The organism is Ideonella sp. WA131b (assembly GCA_023657425.1).
Lineage (GTDB): Bacteria > Pseudomonadota > Gammaproteobacteria > Burkholderiales > Burkholderiaceae_C > Rubrivivax.
The window spans coordinates 2,091,575-2,106,113 of record JAGTJW010000001.1; the positions used below are offsets into that span (position 1 = coordinate 2,091,575).

Genomic DNA, 14,539 nt, shown 5'->3' on the forward strand with positions numbered 1-14,539 from the left:
CCGGCGCCGGCTCAGGCCGGCACGCGGTAGTCCTGCTGAGTCATCAGGTCGACGCCGAATTCCAGCGTCTCGACCCAGGCGATGAAGTCCGGCACGGCCTGCCCCGCCAGGGGTGCGCCGTGCTGCGGCACGATCATGCGGATCGGCAGTGTGCGCACCATCTGCGCCCAGAGCTTGAGGATGCGGCCGCTGGCCATGTAGCGGCGGTGGAAACCGCGCATCGCAGGCAGGTGCGGTGCCAGATCCGTGACCACCCCGCGAGGGTCGACGCCGATCGAGACGCCCAGGTCGCCCGAGAACAGGATGCCCGAGGTGGCGTCCCAGAACTGGAAGTTGCCCTCGGCGTGCAGAAAGTGCGCCGGCAGCGCCACCAGCTCGCTGCGGCCCACGGCGATGCGCAGGCCGGCGTCCGGGATGCCCTTGATGCGGCCCTCGGTCTTGCCGGGCTTGCAGAAGTGCGGGATGAAGCGCTCCCACACGGTGGAGATGTAGACCGGCGCGGTGGTGCTCGTCATCCAGCGGTCGAGGCTGGCGATGATGTCGGGGTCGGCATGCGAGGCGATCAGTGCGCACAGGCGCTGTGGCGCCAGGTGGCGGCCGATCAGCAGCTGCAGCTCGTTGTAGGCGAGGTTGCCGCCGGGGTCGATGACGGCGCCGGTCTCGCCGTCGACGACGAGGAACTGGTTGGCCTGCACGGCCTGGCCGGCGCCGGCGTGGTCGCTCAGGTCGCTCACCATCAGGCAGCGGTGGTGGCCATCGTCGAAGAGCGTCGTGAACATGGGGCGCGGGCCGTGCAGGCACGGCGGTTCGGTCAAGGCCCGCATGCTCGCGGTTCCCGGCTGGCGGGGCTTGACGGCCATCAAGCCAGCCGCGGGTGGTGACGCTGAACAGCGGGGTGCCCACCCCGCTTCTCCGCGGCTTCTTGCGCGGGGCGCTGCCTACGATCGGTTCGTATCTGCATCCCCGTGGAGGAAGCCGGATGGACTCCGCCATCGCTGAACCGACTGTTGCCGCCGACGCCCGCCTGAGCACCGCCATCCGTGACGGCAGCGCCACGCTGCAGCAGCTGATGGACGAGGCCACGCGCCTGCAGTCCGCCGGCGACGCGGCCACCGCCGCGCGCGCCTACGAGACCTGGCTGGCCACCACGCGCCAGCCGCTGCAGCACCTGGCCTGCTTCAACTGGGGCACGCTGCTGTCGGGCCAGGGCGACGAGGCCGGCGCCGAGCGCGCCTACCGCCGTGCGCTCGACATCGAGCCCGGCTTCGCGCCAGCGCTGCTGAACCTGGGCCACCTGATGGAGCGCCGCAGCGACGCCGACGCCGCCGTCGCCACCTGGCGCCAGGTGATCGACGCGGCTGTCGCGCCCGCCCTGGAGCACCGCCTGCACGCGCTGAACAACAGCGCGCGGCTGCTGGAGACGCAGCGCCGCTACCCCGAGGCCGAGGCGCTGATGGCCGCCAGCCTGGCGCTGAAGGCAGCGCAGCCCGACGTCATCCAGCACTACGTGCACATCCGCCAGAAGCAGTGCGCCTGGCCGCACGACAAGCCGGCGGGTGAGGTGACGCCGAATCAGTTCCTCACCGGCACCTCGCTCCTGGCGATGATGGGCCTCACCGACGACCCGGCGCTGCAACTGCTCGCGGCGCAGCGCTTCGTGCACGAGAAGGTTCCCAAGCCGGCGGGTGTGCCGCTCTTCCTGCGCACACCGGCGCCCACCGGCCGCATCCGCGTGGGTTACCTGAGCGGCGATCTGCACATGCATGCGGTGGGGCTGCTGGCGGCCGAGCTTTTCGAACTGCACGACCGCAGCCGCTTCGAGGTCAGCGCCTTCTGCTGGACGCCGGAGTCCGCCACGCCGCTGCGCCAGCGCATCCTCAAGGCCTTCGACAAGGTGCTGCGCATCGGCGGTGTCGACGACACCACCGCGGCCAAGCAGATCGCGCTGTCGAGCGTGGACGTGCTGGTCGACCTGCAGGGTCTGACGGCCGGCGCGCGCCCGGGCATCCTGGTGCAGCGGCCGGCGCCGGTGCAGGTGAGCTACCTCGGGTTGCCGGGTACCTCGGCCATCCCGGGGCTGGACTGGATGATCGCCGACGACTACACGATGCCGCCGGAGCTGGAGCGCTTCTGCACCGAGCGGCCGCTGCGACTGAGCGGCTGCTACCAGGTGAGCGACCGCCAGCGCGAGGTGGCGCCCCTGGCCGACCGAGCCGAGGGCCGCGCCCGCTACGGCCTGCCGAGCGACGCCTTCGTCTACTGCAGCTTCAACAACAACCACAAGTTCACCGCCGAGGTCTTCAGCAGCTGGATGCGCATCCTGGCCGCCGTGCCCGGCAGCGTGCTGTGGCTGCTGGCCGACAACGACACGGCGCGCGCCAACATGCTGGCCTGCGCCGCGGCGCATGGCGTCACGCCCGAGCGGCTGGTGTTCGCGCCGCGCGTGGCGCCGCCGGAGTACCTGGCGCGCTTCACGCTGGCCGACCTGATGCTCGACACCTTCCCGTACAACGCCGGCACCACGGCGTCCGATGCGCTGTGGATGGGCCTGCCCATCGTCACGCGCAGCGGCCGCACCATCATCAGCCGCATGGCCGGCAGCCTGCTCACCGCGGTGGGCCTGCCGGACCTCATCACCGACAACCAGGCCGACTACGAGCGGCTCGCCATCACGCTGGGCCGCACGCCGGCGCGCGTGGCCAGCCACCGCCGCTACCTGGCCGAGCATGGCCGGCAGTCGCCCCTCTTCGACGTGCCGCGCATCGTGCGCGACATCGAGGCTGCCTTCGAACGCCTGGCGCTGCGCTCGCGCGAGAAGCGTGCCGCCGGCCCGCTGAGCTGACCCACCCGCCGTGGACGCTGCCTGGGACCTGGACAACGACGCGCTGGCGCACGCCATCGCGTGGTTGACGCGTCACCACGGCCGCGAGCGCAGCCCCGAGTCGCTGCTGGCCACGCTGCCCGTGCAGGGCCGGTTGGCGCCGGACCAGGCCCTGCGCGCGCTCGCCGAGGCCGGCTTCAGCGCGGGCCTGGTGCAGCGCGCGATTCCGGAGCTCAACGAGCTGCTGCTGCCGGCGGTGCTGCTGCTGAAGGAGGGCGACGCCTGCATCGTCGTGGCGCGGCATCCCCAGACCCCGGGTGAAGGCAGCCGCTACGACATCGTCATGCCCGGCCGCGAGCACCACGCCTGCCAGGCCACCGAGGCCGAGCTGGCGGCCGAATACACCGGCGTGGCGCTGGTGGCCACGCCACGCCCGCAGGTCCACGCCGGCACCACGGAAGGCGACGCCAGGCTGCTGGCCGACCCCGCGCAGCACTGGCTCTGGGGCACCATCCGCCGCTTCGTGCCCTACTACCGCAGCGCGCTGCTGGCGGCGCTGCTGTCCAACGTGCTGATGCTGGTGACGGGCCTCGTCACCTCGGTCATCTTCGACAAGGTGATTCCGCACCAGGCCTTCGTCACGCTGTGGGCGCTGGCCATCGGCGGTGCTTTGGCGCTGGTGTTCGACCTCACTGCGCGGCAGCTGCGCACGCACCTCATCGACCTGGCCGGCCGCAAGGCCGACCTGCTGGTGGGCAGCATCCTCTTCCGCCAGACGCTGGCGCTGCGCATGGAGCAGCGGCCGCAGTCGGCGGGCGCCTACGCGCACCACCTGGCGCAGGTGGAGCAGGTGCGCGAGTTCTTCGCCTCGGCCACGCTGACGGCGATCTCCGACCTGCCCTTCATCGTTGTCTTCGTGGCCATGGTCTTCGTGGTGGGCGGGCCCCTGGGTTGGGTGCTGGTGACCGCGATCCCGCTGCTGCTGCTGGGTGCGGCGCTGCTGCAGGGCGGCCTGCGCCGCGCGACGATGGCGCAGATGCACCAGACCGCCGACCTGCACGGCGTGCTGGTGGAGGCCGTGGACGGCATCGAGGACCTCAAGGCTGCGGGCGCGCAGGGCCGCTTCCTGCGCCAGTACGAAGACGCCACCGCGATGCAGGCCAGCAGCCAGCTGCAGATGCGCCGGCTTCAGGCCCTGACCATGAACGTGGCCGCCGTCGTGCAGCAGGCCGTGACCTTGGTGCTGCTGGTGTGGGGCGTGTACCTCATCCATGCCCAGGTCATCACCGGCGGGGCGCTGATCGGGGCTGTGATGTTTGCCGGCCGCGCGCTGGCCCCGCTGTCCAGCGTGGTGCAGCTGGCCACGCGCTACCAGGGCGCGCGTGCCGCCATGCGGGCGCTCGACCACGTGATGCAGCAACCCACCGAGCGCGAGACCGGAAAGGTCTACGTGCCCCGGCGCGAGCTCACCGGCCAGCTGGCGCTGGTGGAGGCCTCGTTCGCCTACCCGGCACCGGCAATAGCCGGCGCAGCGGCGCCCGGCCAGGGCCCGCTGGTGCTGCAGCGCGCGACCCTGCGCTTCCAGCCCGGCGAGCGCGTGGCCATCCTCGGGCGCATCGGCAGCGGCAAGAGCACGGTGCTGCGCCTGCTGGCCGGGCTGTACCAGCCGGTGCAGGGCCAGGTGGAGGCCGATGGCATCGACCTGCGCCAGATCGACCCCGCGGATTACCGTGCCAAGGTGGGTTTCGTGGCGCAGGACCCGCGCCTGTTCAGTGGCACGCTCCGCGACAATGTGCTGCTCGACCGGCCGGCGGCCGACGCCGCGCGGCTGGCCGAGGTGGCCACGCTCACCGGGCTGGACCGCCTCGTGGCCAGCCACCCGCAGGGCTGGGAGCTGCCGGTCGGCGAGGGCGGTTCGCTGCTCAGCGGCGGCCAGCGCCAGCTGGTGGCGCTGGCGCGCTGCCTCGTCACGCGGCCGCGCATCCTGCTGATGGACGAGCCCACGAGCTCGATGGACGCGCAGAGCGAAATGGCCTTCCTGCGCCAGCTGCGTCAGGCGGCCCAGGACTGCACGCTGGTCGTGGTGACGCACCGCCCCGCGGTCCTGGAGCTGGTGAACCGCATCGTCGTCGTCGACGCCGGCCGTGTGGTGATGGACGGGCCGAAGGAGCAGGTGCTGGCGGCCCTGTCCGGCGCAAAGCCTTCCGCGCCGCCCGCCGGCGCGCCGAGCAACGTGCACCTGCATCCGAGCTCGCAGCCGGTGCAGCGTGAGGCATCGGTATGAGGCGGCCTGCCAACGGATCGGTGGGCGCGGCGCTTCGACGAGCTCAGCGCGAACGGTGGTTGGTTCGCATCCGCCCATCCACCACCGTTCGGGCCGAGGCACTGAACCCCGTTCGGGCTGAGCCTGTCGAAGCCCTGTCCCCCACGCCAGCGCCATGAGTCTGTTCTCCAAACCCACCGGCCGCGCGCTCGACCAGGCCGACATGCCCTATGTCAGCCCGGTGGCTGCGGCGCAGGTGGTGGAGCCGGCGCCCGCGGCGAGCTGGGCCGTCTACCTGATGCTGGCGGCGCTGGCCGTGGCGCTGGGTTGGGCCGCGCTGGCGCAGGTGGACATCGTCGCCAAGGCGCCGGCCCGCGTGGTGCCCGAAGGGCGCGAGCAGGTGATTGCCAGCCTTGAAGGCGGCATCCTGCGCGAGATGCTGGTGCGCGAGGGCCAGACGGTGGCCAAGGGGCAGCCGCTGGCGCTGCTGGACCCCACGCGCGTCGAGGCCCAGCAGGCCGAAGGGGCCACGCGCCGCGCTGCGCTGCAGGCTGCGGTCATTCGCCTCACGGCCGAGGTGAACGGCCGCGCGCCCGAGTTTCCCGGCGAGCTGCCGGGCACCGTCGTCGAGGCCGAGATGGACAGCTACTCGGCGCGGCAGCGTGTGCTGACCGAGGCACTGGCGGCCCAGCAGCGCAGCATCGCGCTGCTCGGCCGCGAGCTCGGCGTGGCCCAAGCCCTGTCGAGCAAGGGCCTGATGAGCGAGGTCGAGGTGATGCGCCTGCAGCGCCAGGTCAACGAGCTGCAGCTGCAGGTGGCCGAACGCGGCAACCGCTTCCGGCAGGACGCACAGGCCGAGCTGGTGAGGGCGCGCAACGAGTTGGCGCTGCTCGACGAGCAGATGGTGGTGCGCGACGACGCGCTGCGTCGCAGCACGCTGGTCTCGCCCGTGAAGGGCATCGTCAAGGTGATCCGCCACCACACGCCGGGCGGCGTGGTGGCCGCAGGGGCCACGGTGATGGAGGTGGTGCCGGTGGCCGACAGCGTGCTGATCGAGGCCCGTGTGCAGCCGGCCGACATCGGCTTCGTGCGCGTGGGGCAGCCGGTGGAGATCAAGCTCAGTGCCTATGAGTACACGATCTTTGGCGCGCTCAAGGGCCGGGTGGAGGTGCTGAGCCCCGACGCCCTGGGCGACCCCGAGCGCGCCGCCCAGCCCGGCGGCCACCTGGTACCGCGCGCTGGTGCGGGCCGACGCGGCCGGCCTGGAGCACCAGGGCCGCGTGCTTGCCCGTGCTGCCGGGGATGACGGGCAGCGCCGAGATCCGCACCGGCCAGCGCTCGGTGTTGGCCTTTCTGCTGACGCCGATGCGCAAGAGCAGCGAGGCCTTCCGCGAGCGCTGAGCCGGCGGCCCGCCCGCGCGCTCACGTCAGGTCCGTGACCTCGTCGCCCTCGGCCGCCACGCAGCCGTCGGCGATGGGCTGTCCAGCCCCGGCGCACGCACCATGCGGCGGTCGTCGTGTGGCAGAGCTCGAAGCGCTCGGCCTGCGGGTGCACGTCGGCTGCACGAAGGCCTCGATGGCGGCCGGCATGGCTGACCTCGAAGCGCGCCTGGGCCAGCTGCTCGCTCGGGGTGGTCGTCGCGGTTGAGCCAGGGGCTGAAGGCGGTGAGCCCGGTGAAGGTCCGCCCCGGCAGCTGGAAGTCGGTCGCCGCGGTAGCCCTGTGTCGCGCAGCCACTGGCTGGGCCGTGCTCCCGCGGCTGCGTCGCTGCGCGGCGCGCCCCAGGCCAGTCGGCCAGCAGCTCGCCCAGCCACTGGTTGCAGTTCTGGTAGACGAGGCCGTGGGCCCAGGCGTTGGCGCTGTAGCGCCGGCCCCAGCAGCGCCAGCGCCGTGCGCCGCTGAGTCCAGCGCTCGTGGCCTCCAGCGCCTGCTCCGCCTCGCGGCGGCAGCAGCACCACCGACAGGTAGCCCAGGTCGGGCTTCAGCGTGCCCATGAGGAATGCCGTCAGGCCCTGGTCGAACAGTCGCGGCTGCTGCTCGTCGCAGGCGAAGTACAGCTGGCGCACGGCCCAGGGCGTCTCGGGGCTGGCGCGCAAGGCCACGCCCGCGTGCGAGTAGCGCAGGCCGAACCAGCCCAGCGCCAAGCCCGCTGCGCGCAGACGATGGCGACCTCGGCGCCGCGGCGCGTTCGAGCTCGGCCTTGACGCGCTGGCTCACCTGCAGCAGCACGCTGCTGCTGCGCCGGCGGTGAGCGCGGCTTCTGTCGGTGCAGGAGTGCAGCGACGCCGCAACGACCGTCGGCACCGCCGTGGCGAGCGTCGCCGACAGGGCGGCCGCCCGTACCAGGGCTTGCGGCCTCACGCGCTCAGAGCGCTGAGCTTGCGCGTGGCTGAACTCGCGCTGCTGGGCGTCGTGCACGCACCAGGTAGAACGGCTCGCGGGCTTCGGTGGCGGCGCCGGCGGCGAGCTCCCAGCCGTAGCTGCGCGCGCGGGCCGTGCAGCGGAGTCGCCCACGGTGAGCGCCGCCTGTTGCACGGTCAGCGTCAGGCACGCACGAGCTCGAAGCGTCGTGCCGGCGGCGCCAGCCGTGCCCTGCCAGCGTCAGGCTGCAGCCTGCCCTGGGCTGCCCGGCCGCGGCCATCTGCGCATCGATGCCTGTAGTCGCCCTCGGCGATCTTCTTGTCGCCTTTCGACGAACTGTCGCTGCTGGCCCCGAAGGAGTCGGACACGCTGCCCGACGAAGCCGACGAGCCCTCTGACGATGCCGACGAGGCCGAGCTGGCTGCCCATGCGCCGACCAGCGGGCGGCAAGTGCCACGTGGCCGAGCAACGGCGGCTGCGAGCGGCGCGAAGCAGTTGGCGTGCGACTAAGCATGGGCAGATGCTCCTGCGGTGTGACGGGTTGACGCGTCCGATGCTACGGCGCAAACCGGCCCCGTGGCACACCGACTGCGGTGAGCCTGCAACAGCGCGTGCCGGGTTCCTCACGCCCGGGCCGGCCCCGAGGCGCCGGGCCCAGGGGGCTGACTACACTCCGCCGCGCATGGAGACAAAGTGGCTGGAGGACTTCGTGAGCCTGGCCGAGACGCGCAGCTTCTCGCGCTCGGCGCAGTTGCGGCACGTCACGCAGCCGGCGTTCTCGCGCCGCATCCAGGCGCTCGAGGCGTGGGCGGGAATCGACCTCGTCGACCGCTCCGCCTACCCCACGCGGCTCACCGCCGCCGGCGAGACGCTGCATGCGCAGGCGCTCGAGGTGCTCGAGGCGCTGCAGGCCACGCGCAACATGATGCGCAGCCACCAGGCGGCCGACCAGGACATGATCGAGTTCGCCGTGCCGCACACGCTGGCGTTCACGTTCTTCCCGCACTGGCTGATGGACTTGCGGCAGAACTTCGGCGGCGTCAAGACGCGCCTGACGGCGCTGAACGTGCACGACGCGGCGCTGCGCCTCACCGAGGGCGGCTGCGACCTGTTGATCGCCTACCACCACCCGAGCCAGCCGCTGCGCCTGAGCGACGACCGCTACGAGATGCTGGCGCTGTCGAGCGAGACGCTCGCGCCCTACGCCAAGGCGGGCGCCGACGGGCGGCCGATGTTCACGCTGCCGGGTTCGGCGGGCCAGCGCGTGCCCTTTCTCAGCTACGCCCCCGGGGCCTACATGGCAGGGCTGGTGGACGCCATCCGCAAGCAGGCCGGCGAGCCGCTGGCGCTGGAACCCATCTACGAAACAGACATGGCCGAGGGCCTGAAGGCGATGGCGCTCGAGGGCCACGGCCTGGCCTTCCTGCCGCACAGCTCGGTGCGCAAGGAGCTCAAGGCGCGGCGGCTCGTGGCGGCCTCGGCCGACCCGCTGCTGTCGCTGACGATGGAGGTGCGCATCTACCGCGAGCGCCCCGAGGCGGCGCGCCACCGCAAGCCGGCTGTGCAGGCCCTGTGGGATTACCTCGAAACTCAGGGACAACCCTGAGCGCACATGCCGCGGCCGCATGCGGCGCATGCGCATCGGCATTGGCAGCAGGGTCTTGGGTGCCGCTACAGTCCGCCGCCGTGCCGCCAGACGGTGGCACGCCCCGTGCATGCACGGGCTTCCACCCGGGCGGGTGGGCGGGCCTCATTCCTAGAATGGCTGCTTCACCCGTTCCGCCGCTGATCTTTCCAGGAGCCTCCATGACGAAGACCCTCATCACCGCTGCCGCGCTCGCGCTGCTGGCCGCCGGTGCCGCCCAGGCCGACACGCTGGCCAAGATCAAGCAATCCGGCGCGGCGTCCATGGGCGTGCGCGAGTCCTCGGGCGCGCTGTCCTACACGCTGGGCGACGGCAAGTTCGCCGGCTTCCACGTCGAGGTCTGCTCGCGCGTGCTGGCCGATGTGCAGAAGCAGCTCGGCCTGGCCAAGGTCGACGTCAAGTACGTGCCGGTCACGTCGCAGAACCGCATCCCGCTGGTGCAGAACGGCACCGTCGACATCGAGTGCGGCAGCACCACCAACAACGCCACCCGCCAGAAGGACGTGGCATTCGCCGTCACCACGTACGTCGAGGAAGTGCGCATCGCCGTGAAGGCCAACTCGGGCATCACCAGCATCGCGCAGCTGGCTGGCAAGAACGTCGCCACCACCACCGGCACCACCTCGGTGCAGCACCTGCGCAAGCACGAGCGTGGTGCCAACGTGAACTTCAACGAGGTCTTCGGCAAGGACCACGCCGATAGCTTCCTGCTGCTGGAAACCGGCCGTGCCGACGCCTTCGTGATGGACGGCCAGATCCTCGCCGGCAACATCGCCAAGGCCAAGAACCCGGCCGACTTCCGCATCGTCGGCGAGGTGCTGTCGGTCGAGCCGATCGCCATCATGATCCGCAAGGACGACGCGCCCTTCAAGAAGGCCGTCGACGACAGCATCAAGGCCATGATGAAGAGCGGCGAGATCGGCAAGCTCTACGACAAGTGGTTCACCCAGCCCATCCCGCCGACCAACACCCGCGTCGGCCTGCCGGTGAGCGAGGCCACGAAGTCGGCCTGGGCCAACCCGAACGACAAGCCGCTCGAGGACTACCTCAAGAAGTGAGCGTCGGCCCCGCGGCCTGAGCGCCGCGGGCCCCGGGGGGCCTGGCCGTTCACGGCAGGCCCCTTTTTGCAGGCGGCGCCAGCCACGGGCCGGCGCCGGCAGGAGGAGAGCGCCGCGTGGCGAGCTGGGATTGGCAGGTCTTCTGCAAGGAGACCGTGACGGGTGAGCAGATCGCCGGTTGCTTCGGCAAGGGCGGAGACATCACCTACCTCGACTGGATCATCTCCGCCTGGGGCTGGACGCTGAGCGTGGCGGTACTGGCCCTGGTGGTGGCGCTGGCCGTGGGCTCGCTGATGGGCATCCTGCGCACGGCGCCCGACAAGCGGCTGGTGTTCATCGGCACGGCGTGGACGGAGCTGTTCCGCAACATCCCGCTGCTGGTGCAGATCTTCCTGTGGTACCACGTGCTGCCGGCGATCTTCAAGCCGCTGCAGGCGTTCCCGAGCTTCATCCTCGTCGTCTTCGCCTTGGGGTTCTTCACCAGCGCGCGCATCTCCGAGCAGGTGCGCGCCGGCATCCAGAGCCTGCCCAAGGGCCAGCGCTACGCCGGCCTGGCCATGGGCCTCACGCTGCCCCAGACCTACCGCTACGTGCTGCTGCCGATGGCGTTTCGCATCGTCATCCCGCCGCTCACGAGCGAGAGCATGAACATCATCAAGAACTCGTCGGTGGCCTTTGCGGTGAGCATTGCGGAGCTGACGATGTTCGCGCTGCAGGCCGGCGAGGAGACCTCGCGCAACATCGAGATGTACCTGGCGGTGACGGGCCTGTACTTCATCAGCGCCTTCACCATCAATCGCCTCATGCTGGTGGTCGAGAATCGTGTCCGGGTGCCCGGCATGATCGGTTCGAAGTGAGGGCCCGGCCATGAACCTGGACTTCACATTCCTGTCCTGGGGGGTCATCTCCAGCTTCGTGCTGAAGGGGCTGATCTTCTCGTTCCAGCTCACGATCATCGCCATGATCGGCGGCATCGTGCTGGGCACGCTGCTCGCGCTGATGCGGCTGTCGGGCAAACCCTGGCTGGCGATCCCGGCGGCGGCCTACGTCAACACCATGCGCAGCATTCCGCTGGTGATGGTGATCCTGTGGTTCTTCCTGCTGATCCCGCTGATGACCGGCAAGCCGATGGGCGCCGAGTTGAGCGCCGTGATCACCTTCACCCTCTTCGAGGCGGCGTACTACTCGGAGATCATGCGCGCCGGCATCCAGAGCGTGCCCAAAGGCCAGGTGCACGCCGGCTATGCGGTGGGCATGAACTACTCGCAGACCATGCAGCTGATCGTGCTGCCGCAGGCCTTCCGGAACATGCTGCCGGTGCTGCTGACGCAGACCATCATCCTGTTCCAGGACACCAGCCTGGTCTACGCCATCGGCGCCTACGACATGCTCAAGGGCTTCGAGATCGCCGGCAAGAACTTCAACCGCCCTGTTGAGACCACCCTCGTCGCGGCCGTTGTGTACTTCATCATCTGCTTCTCGCTGAGCCTGCTGGTGAAGCGACTGCAGAACCGCATCGCCATCATCCGTTGACACCCTCCGTTCGGGCTGAGCCTGTCGAAGCCCTTCGACAAGCTCAGGGCGAGCGGCTTGCCTCCGAGGCCCCATGATCGAGATCAAGAACGTCAGCAAGTGGTACGGCAGCTTCCAGGTGCTGACTGACTGCACCACCACCATCCGCAAGGGTGAGGTCGTGGTGGTCTGTGGCCCGTCGGGTTCGGGCAAGAGCACGCTGATCAAGACCGTGAACGCACTGGAGCCCTTCCAGAAGGGCGACATCTCGGTCGACGGCATCAGCATCTCCGACCCCAAGACTGACCTGCCCAAGCTGCGCAGCCGCGTCGGCATGGTGTTCCAGCACTTCGAGCTGTTCCCGCACCTGAGCGTGACGGAAAACCTCACGTTGGCGCAGATCAAGGTTCTGGGCCGCAACCAGAGCGACGCCACCGCGCGCGGCCTGAAGATGCTCGACCGCGTGGGCCTGATGGCGCACAAGGACAAGTTCCCGGGGCAGCTCTCGGGCGGCCAGCAGCAGCGCGTGGCCATCGCGCGGGCGCTGAGCATGGACCCGATCGTGATGCTGTTCGACGAGCCCACCAGCGCGCTCGACCCCGAGATGGTGGGCGAGGTGCTCGACGTGATGGTGCTGCTGGCCAAGGAAGGCATGACGATGATGGTCGTCACGCACGAGATGGGCTTTGCGCGCAAGGTCAGCCACCGCGTCATCTTCATGGACGCCGGCAAGATCGTCGAGGACTGCAAGAAGGAAGACTTCTTCGACAACCCCGACGCGCGCAGCCCGAGGGCGAAGGACTTCCTCTCCAAGATCCTGGCGCATTGAGCTCTCCGGGGCCGGTTGCGCCCGGCCCGGCAGCCGCCCCTGGATTGCCCTGAATGCCCCGCATGCCCAGCGTCAAGCCCAGCAACACCTACGCCGAAGCCTCGATCCGCGTGCTCAAGGGCCTGGAGCCCGTGAAGCAGCGGCCGGGCATGTACACGCGCACCGACAACCCGCTGCACATCGTGCAGGAGGTCATCGACAACGCCGCCGACGAGGCGCTGGCTGGCTTCGGCACGCGCATCGGCGTGGTGCTGCATACCGACGGCAGCGTCAGCGTCGAGGACGACGGCCGCGGCATCCCCTTCGGCCTGCACCCGGAAGAAGGCGTGCCGGTGATCGAGATCGTCTACACGCGGCTGCACGCGGGCGGCAAGTTCGACAAGGGCGCGGGCGGGGCCTACAGCTTCAGCGGCGGCCTGCACGGCGTGGGTGTGAGCGTGACCAACGCCCTGGCCCGCCGCCTGGAGGTGACGGTGTGGCGCGACGGCCAGGTGGCCCAGCTGGCCTTTGCCGGTGGTGACGTGGCCGAGGCGCTCACGGTGCGCAAGGCCGTGATCGGCAAGGAGACCGGTGACAGGAAACACGGCACGCGCGTGCGCGTCTGGCCCGACGCGAGCTACTTCGAAAGCCCCGAGCTGCCGCGCCACGAACTGGTGCACCTGCTGCGCAGCAAGGCCGTGTTGATGCCGGGTGTGGTGGTGACGCTCCAGGTTGAGAAAACGGGCGAGACCACGACCTGGAAGTACGACAAGGGCCTGCGCGACTACCTCCTGCAGCACTTGGCGGCCGACCCGCTGATCCCCTTGTTCGAGGGCGAGCAGCACGCCAGCGCCAGCGAGACCGAGAGCTTCGCCGAGGGCGAGGGCGCCACTTGGTGCGTGGCCTTCACCGACGAAGGCGCGACCTTGCGCGAGAGCTACGTCAACCTCATTCCCACGGTGGCCGGCGGCACACACGAAAGCGGCCTGAAGGACGGGCTCTTCGGCGCCGTCAAGGGTTTCATCGAGCTGCACGCGCTGTGCCCCAAGGGCGTGAAGCTGATGCCGGATGACGTCTTTGCCCGCGCCAGCTTCGTGCTCAGCACCAAGGTGCTGGACCCGCAGTTCCAGGGCCAGATCAAGGAGCGGCTGAACTCGCGCGACGCGCTGCGCCTGGTCAGCGCCTACGTCAAGCCGGCGCTCGAGCTGTGGCTCAACCAGCATGTCGAGTGGGGCCGGAAACTGGCCGAGCTCGTCATCCGGCAGGCCCAGACGCGCCAGCGCGCGGCGCAGAAGGTGGAGAAGCGGCGCGGCTCCGGCGTGGCCGTGCTGCCCGGCAAGCTGACCGACTGCGAAAGTCGCGACCTGCTGCACAACGAGGTCTTCCTGGTCGAGGGCGACTCTGCCGGCGGCAGCGCCAAGATGGGCCGCGACAAGGAAACCCAGGCCGTGCTGCCGCTGCGTGGGAAGGTGCTCAACACCTGGGAGGTGGAGCGCGACCGGCTCTTCGCCAACACCGAGATCCACGACATCGCCGTGGCCATGGGCGTCGATCCGCACGGCCCTGCCGACGAACCCGACCTCTCGGGCCTGCGTTACGGCAAGGTCTGCATCCTCTCCGACGCGGACGTCGACGGCTCGCACATCCAGGTGCTGCTGCTGACGCTGTTCTTCCGCCACTTCCCGAAGCTCGTCGAGCGGGGGCACGTCTACATCGCCCGCCCGCCGCTGTACCGCATCGACGCACCGGCACGCGGCAAGCGGCCGGCGGCCAAGTTCTACGCGCTCGACGAAGGCGAGCTCGTGGCCACGCTCGACAAGCTGCGCAAGGAAGGCGCGCGCGACGGGTCGTGGAGCATCAGCCGCTTCAAGGGCCTGGGCGAGATGAACGCCGAGCAGCTGTGGGAGACGACGCTCAACCCCGAGACGCGGCGCCTGTTGCCGGTGAGCTGGCTGGGCGGCGGCTTTGAGGCCACGGCCGTGATCCTGGGCAAGCTGATGGGCAAGGGCGAGGCCGCAGCACGCCGCGAGCTGATGGAGTTGCACGGCGACGCGGTCGACGTCGATGTCTGA

The 14,539-nt window shown here is 70.3% G+C and carries 12 protein-coding genes and 1 pseudogene; 10 read left to right on the forward strand and 3 right to left on the reverse strand.

Translation table 11 applies throughout. From position 1 onward, the window contains the following. Positions 1-11: 11 nt before the first annotated feature. Entirely contained in the window at positions 12-779 is a 768-nt protein-coding gene (locus tag KA711_09665) for an MBL fold metallo-hydrolase (protein ID MCM0609246.1), read from the reverse strand. A gap of 200 nt (positions 780-979) precedes the next feature. Between KA711_09665 and KA711_09670 the strand changes: the two genes are divergently transcribed. The 3 genes from KA711_09670 to KA711_09680 all read left to right on the forward strand — a co-directional run bounded on the left by KA711_09670 (position 980) and on the right by KA711_09680 (position 6,390). Beyond that, entirely contained in the window at positions 980-2,842 is a 1,863-nt protein-coding gene (locus KA711_09670) for an acetylglucosamine transferase (GenBank protein ID MCM0609247.1), read from the forward strand. A gap of 10 nt (positions 2,843-2,852) precedes the next feature. After that, positions 2,853-5,105, forward strand: coding sequence for a type I secretion system permease/ATPase (locus KA711_09675; protein MCM0609248.1), 2,253 nt, complete (start codon positions 2,853-2,855; stop codon positions 5,103-5,105). A 154-nt stretch (positions 5,106-5,259) separates the two neighbouring features. Next, on the forward strand, positions 5,260-6,390 hold the full coding sequence (locus KA711_09680; protein ID MCM0609249.1) for an HlyD family efflux transporter periplasmic adaptor subunit: 1,131 nt from the start codon (positions 5,260-5,262) through the stop codon (positions 6,388-6,390). 116 nt (positions 6,391-6,506) lie between these two features. On the opposite strand, the gene KA711_09685 is transcribed toward KA711_09680, so the two are convergent. Then, on the reverse strand, positions 6,507-7,007 hold the full coding sequence (locus KA711_09685; protein MCM0609250.1) for a DUF2145 domain-containing protein: 501 nt from the start codon (positions 7,005-7,007) through the stop codon (positions 6,507-6,509). A 49-nt stretch (positions 7,008-7,056) separates the two neighbouring features. Further along, positions 7,057-7,242, reverse strand: a pseudogene (locus KA711_09690) (DUF2145 domain-containing protein). Between the two features lie 520 nt (positions 7,243-7,762). Between KA711_09690 and KA711_09695 the strand changes: the two are divergent. The 7 genes from KA711_09695 to KA711_09725 all read left to right on the forward strand — a co-directional run bounded on the left by KA711_09695 (position 7,763) and on the right by KA711_09725 (position 14,539). Beyond that, positions 7,763-7,954, forward strand: coding sequence for a hypothetical protein (locus tag KA711_09695; GenBank protein ID MCM0609251.1), 192 nt, complete (start codon positions 7,763-7,765; stop codon positions 7,952-7,954). A gap of 172 nt (positions 7,955-8,126) precedes the next feature. Continuing rightward, positions 8,127-9,050, forward strand: coding sequence for a LysR family transcriptional regulator (locus KA711_09700; GenBank protein ID MCM0609252.1), 924 nt, complete (start codon positions 8,127-8,129; stop codon positions 9,048-9,050). A 200-nt stretch (positions 9,051-9,250) separates the two neighbouring features. Next, complete coding sequence (locus KA711_09705) at positions 9,251-10,147, forward strand: amino acid ABC transporter substrate-binding protein (GenBank protein ID MCM0609253.1); 897 nt, start codon at positions 9,251-9,253, stop codon at positions 10,145-10,147. 116 nt (positions 10,148-10,263) lie between these two features. Further along, positions 10,264-11,004 (forward strand): amino acid ABC transporter permease, encoded by a 741-nt coding sequence (locus tag KA711_09710; GenBank protein MCM0609254.1) that lies wholly within the window; start codon positions 10,264-10,266, stop codon positions 11,002-11,004. Positions 11,005-11,014: 10 nt separating this feature from the next. Continuing rightward, positions 11,015-11,680: an amino acid ABC transporter permease gene (locus KA711_09715; protein ID MCM0609255.1), complete on the forward strand. Its 666-nt coding sequence runs from the start codon at positions 11,015-11,017 to the stop codon at positions 11,678-11,680. 73 nt (positions 11,681-11,753) lie between these two features. Next, on the forward strand, positions 11,754-12,488 hold the full coding sequence (locus KA711_09720; protein MCM0609256.1) for an amino acid ABC transporter ATP-binding protein: 735 nt from the start codon (positions 11,754-11,756) through the stop codon (positions 12,486-12,488). A gap of 62 nt (positions 12,489-12,550) precedes the next feature. Further along, entirely contained in the window at positions 12,551-14,539 is a 1,989-nt protein-coding gene (locus KA711_09725; protein ID MCM0609257.1) for a type IIA DNA topoisomerase subunit B, read from the forward strand.

Bases quoted from the DNA above. Each gene is read 5' to 3' on its own strand.
- KA711_09665 (MCM0609246.1), bottom strand. From the start codon at position 779: ATGTTCACGACGCTCTTCGACGATGGCCACCACCGCTGCCTGATGGTG.
- KA711_09670 (MCM0609247.1), top strand. From the start codon at position 980: ATGGACTCCGCCATCGCTGAACCGACTGTTGCCGCCGACGCCCGCCTG.
- KA711_09680 (MCM0609249.1), top strand. From the start codon at position 5,260: ATGAGTCTGTTCTCCAAACCCACCGGCCGCGCGCTCGACCAGGCCGAC.
- KA711_09700 (MCM0609252.1), top strand. From the start codon at position 8,127: ATGGAGACAAAGTGGCTGGAGGACTTCGTGAGCCTGGCCGAGACGCGC.
- KA711_09705 (MCM0609253.1), top strand. From the start codon at position 9,251: ATGACGAAGACCCTCATCACCGCTGCCGCGCTCGCGCTGCTGGCCGCC.
- KA711_09715 (MCM0609255.1), top strand. From the start codon at position 11,015: ATGAACCTGGACTTCACATTCCTGTCCTGGGGGGTCATCTCCAGCTTC.
- KA711_09720 (MCM0609256.1), top strand. From the start codon at position 11,754: ATGATCGAGATCAAGAACGTCAGCAAGTGGTACGGCAGCTTCCAGGTG.
- KA711_09725 (MCM0609257.1), top strand. From the start codon at position 12,551: ATGCCCAGCGTCAAGCCCAGCAACACCTACGCCGAAGCCTCGATCCGC.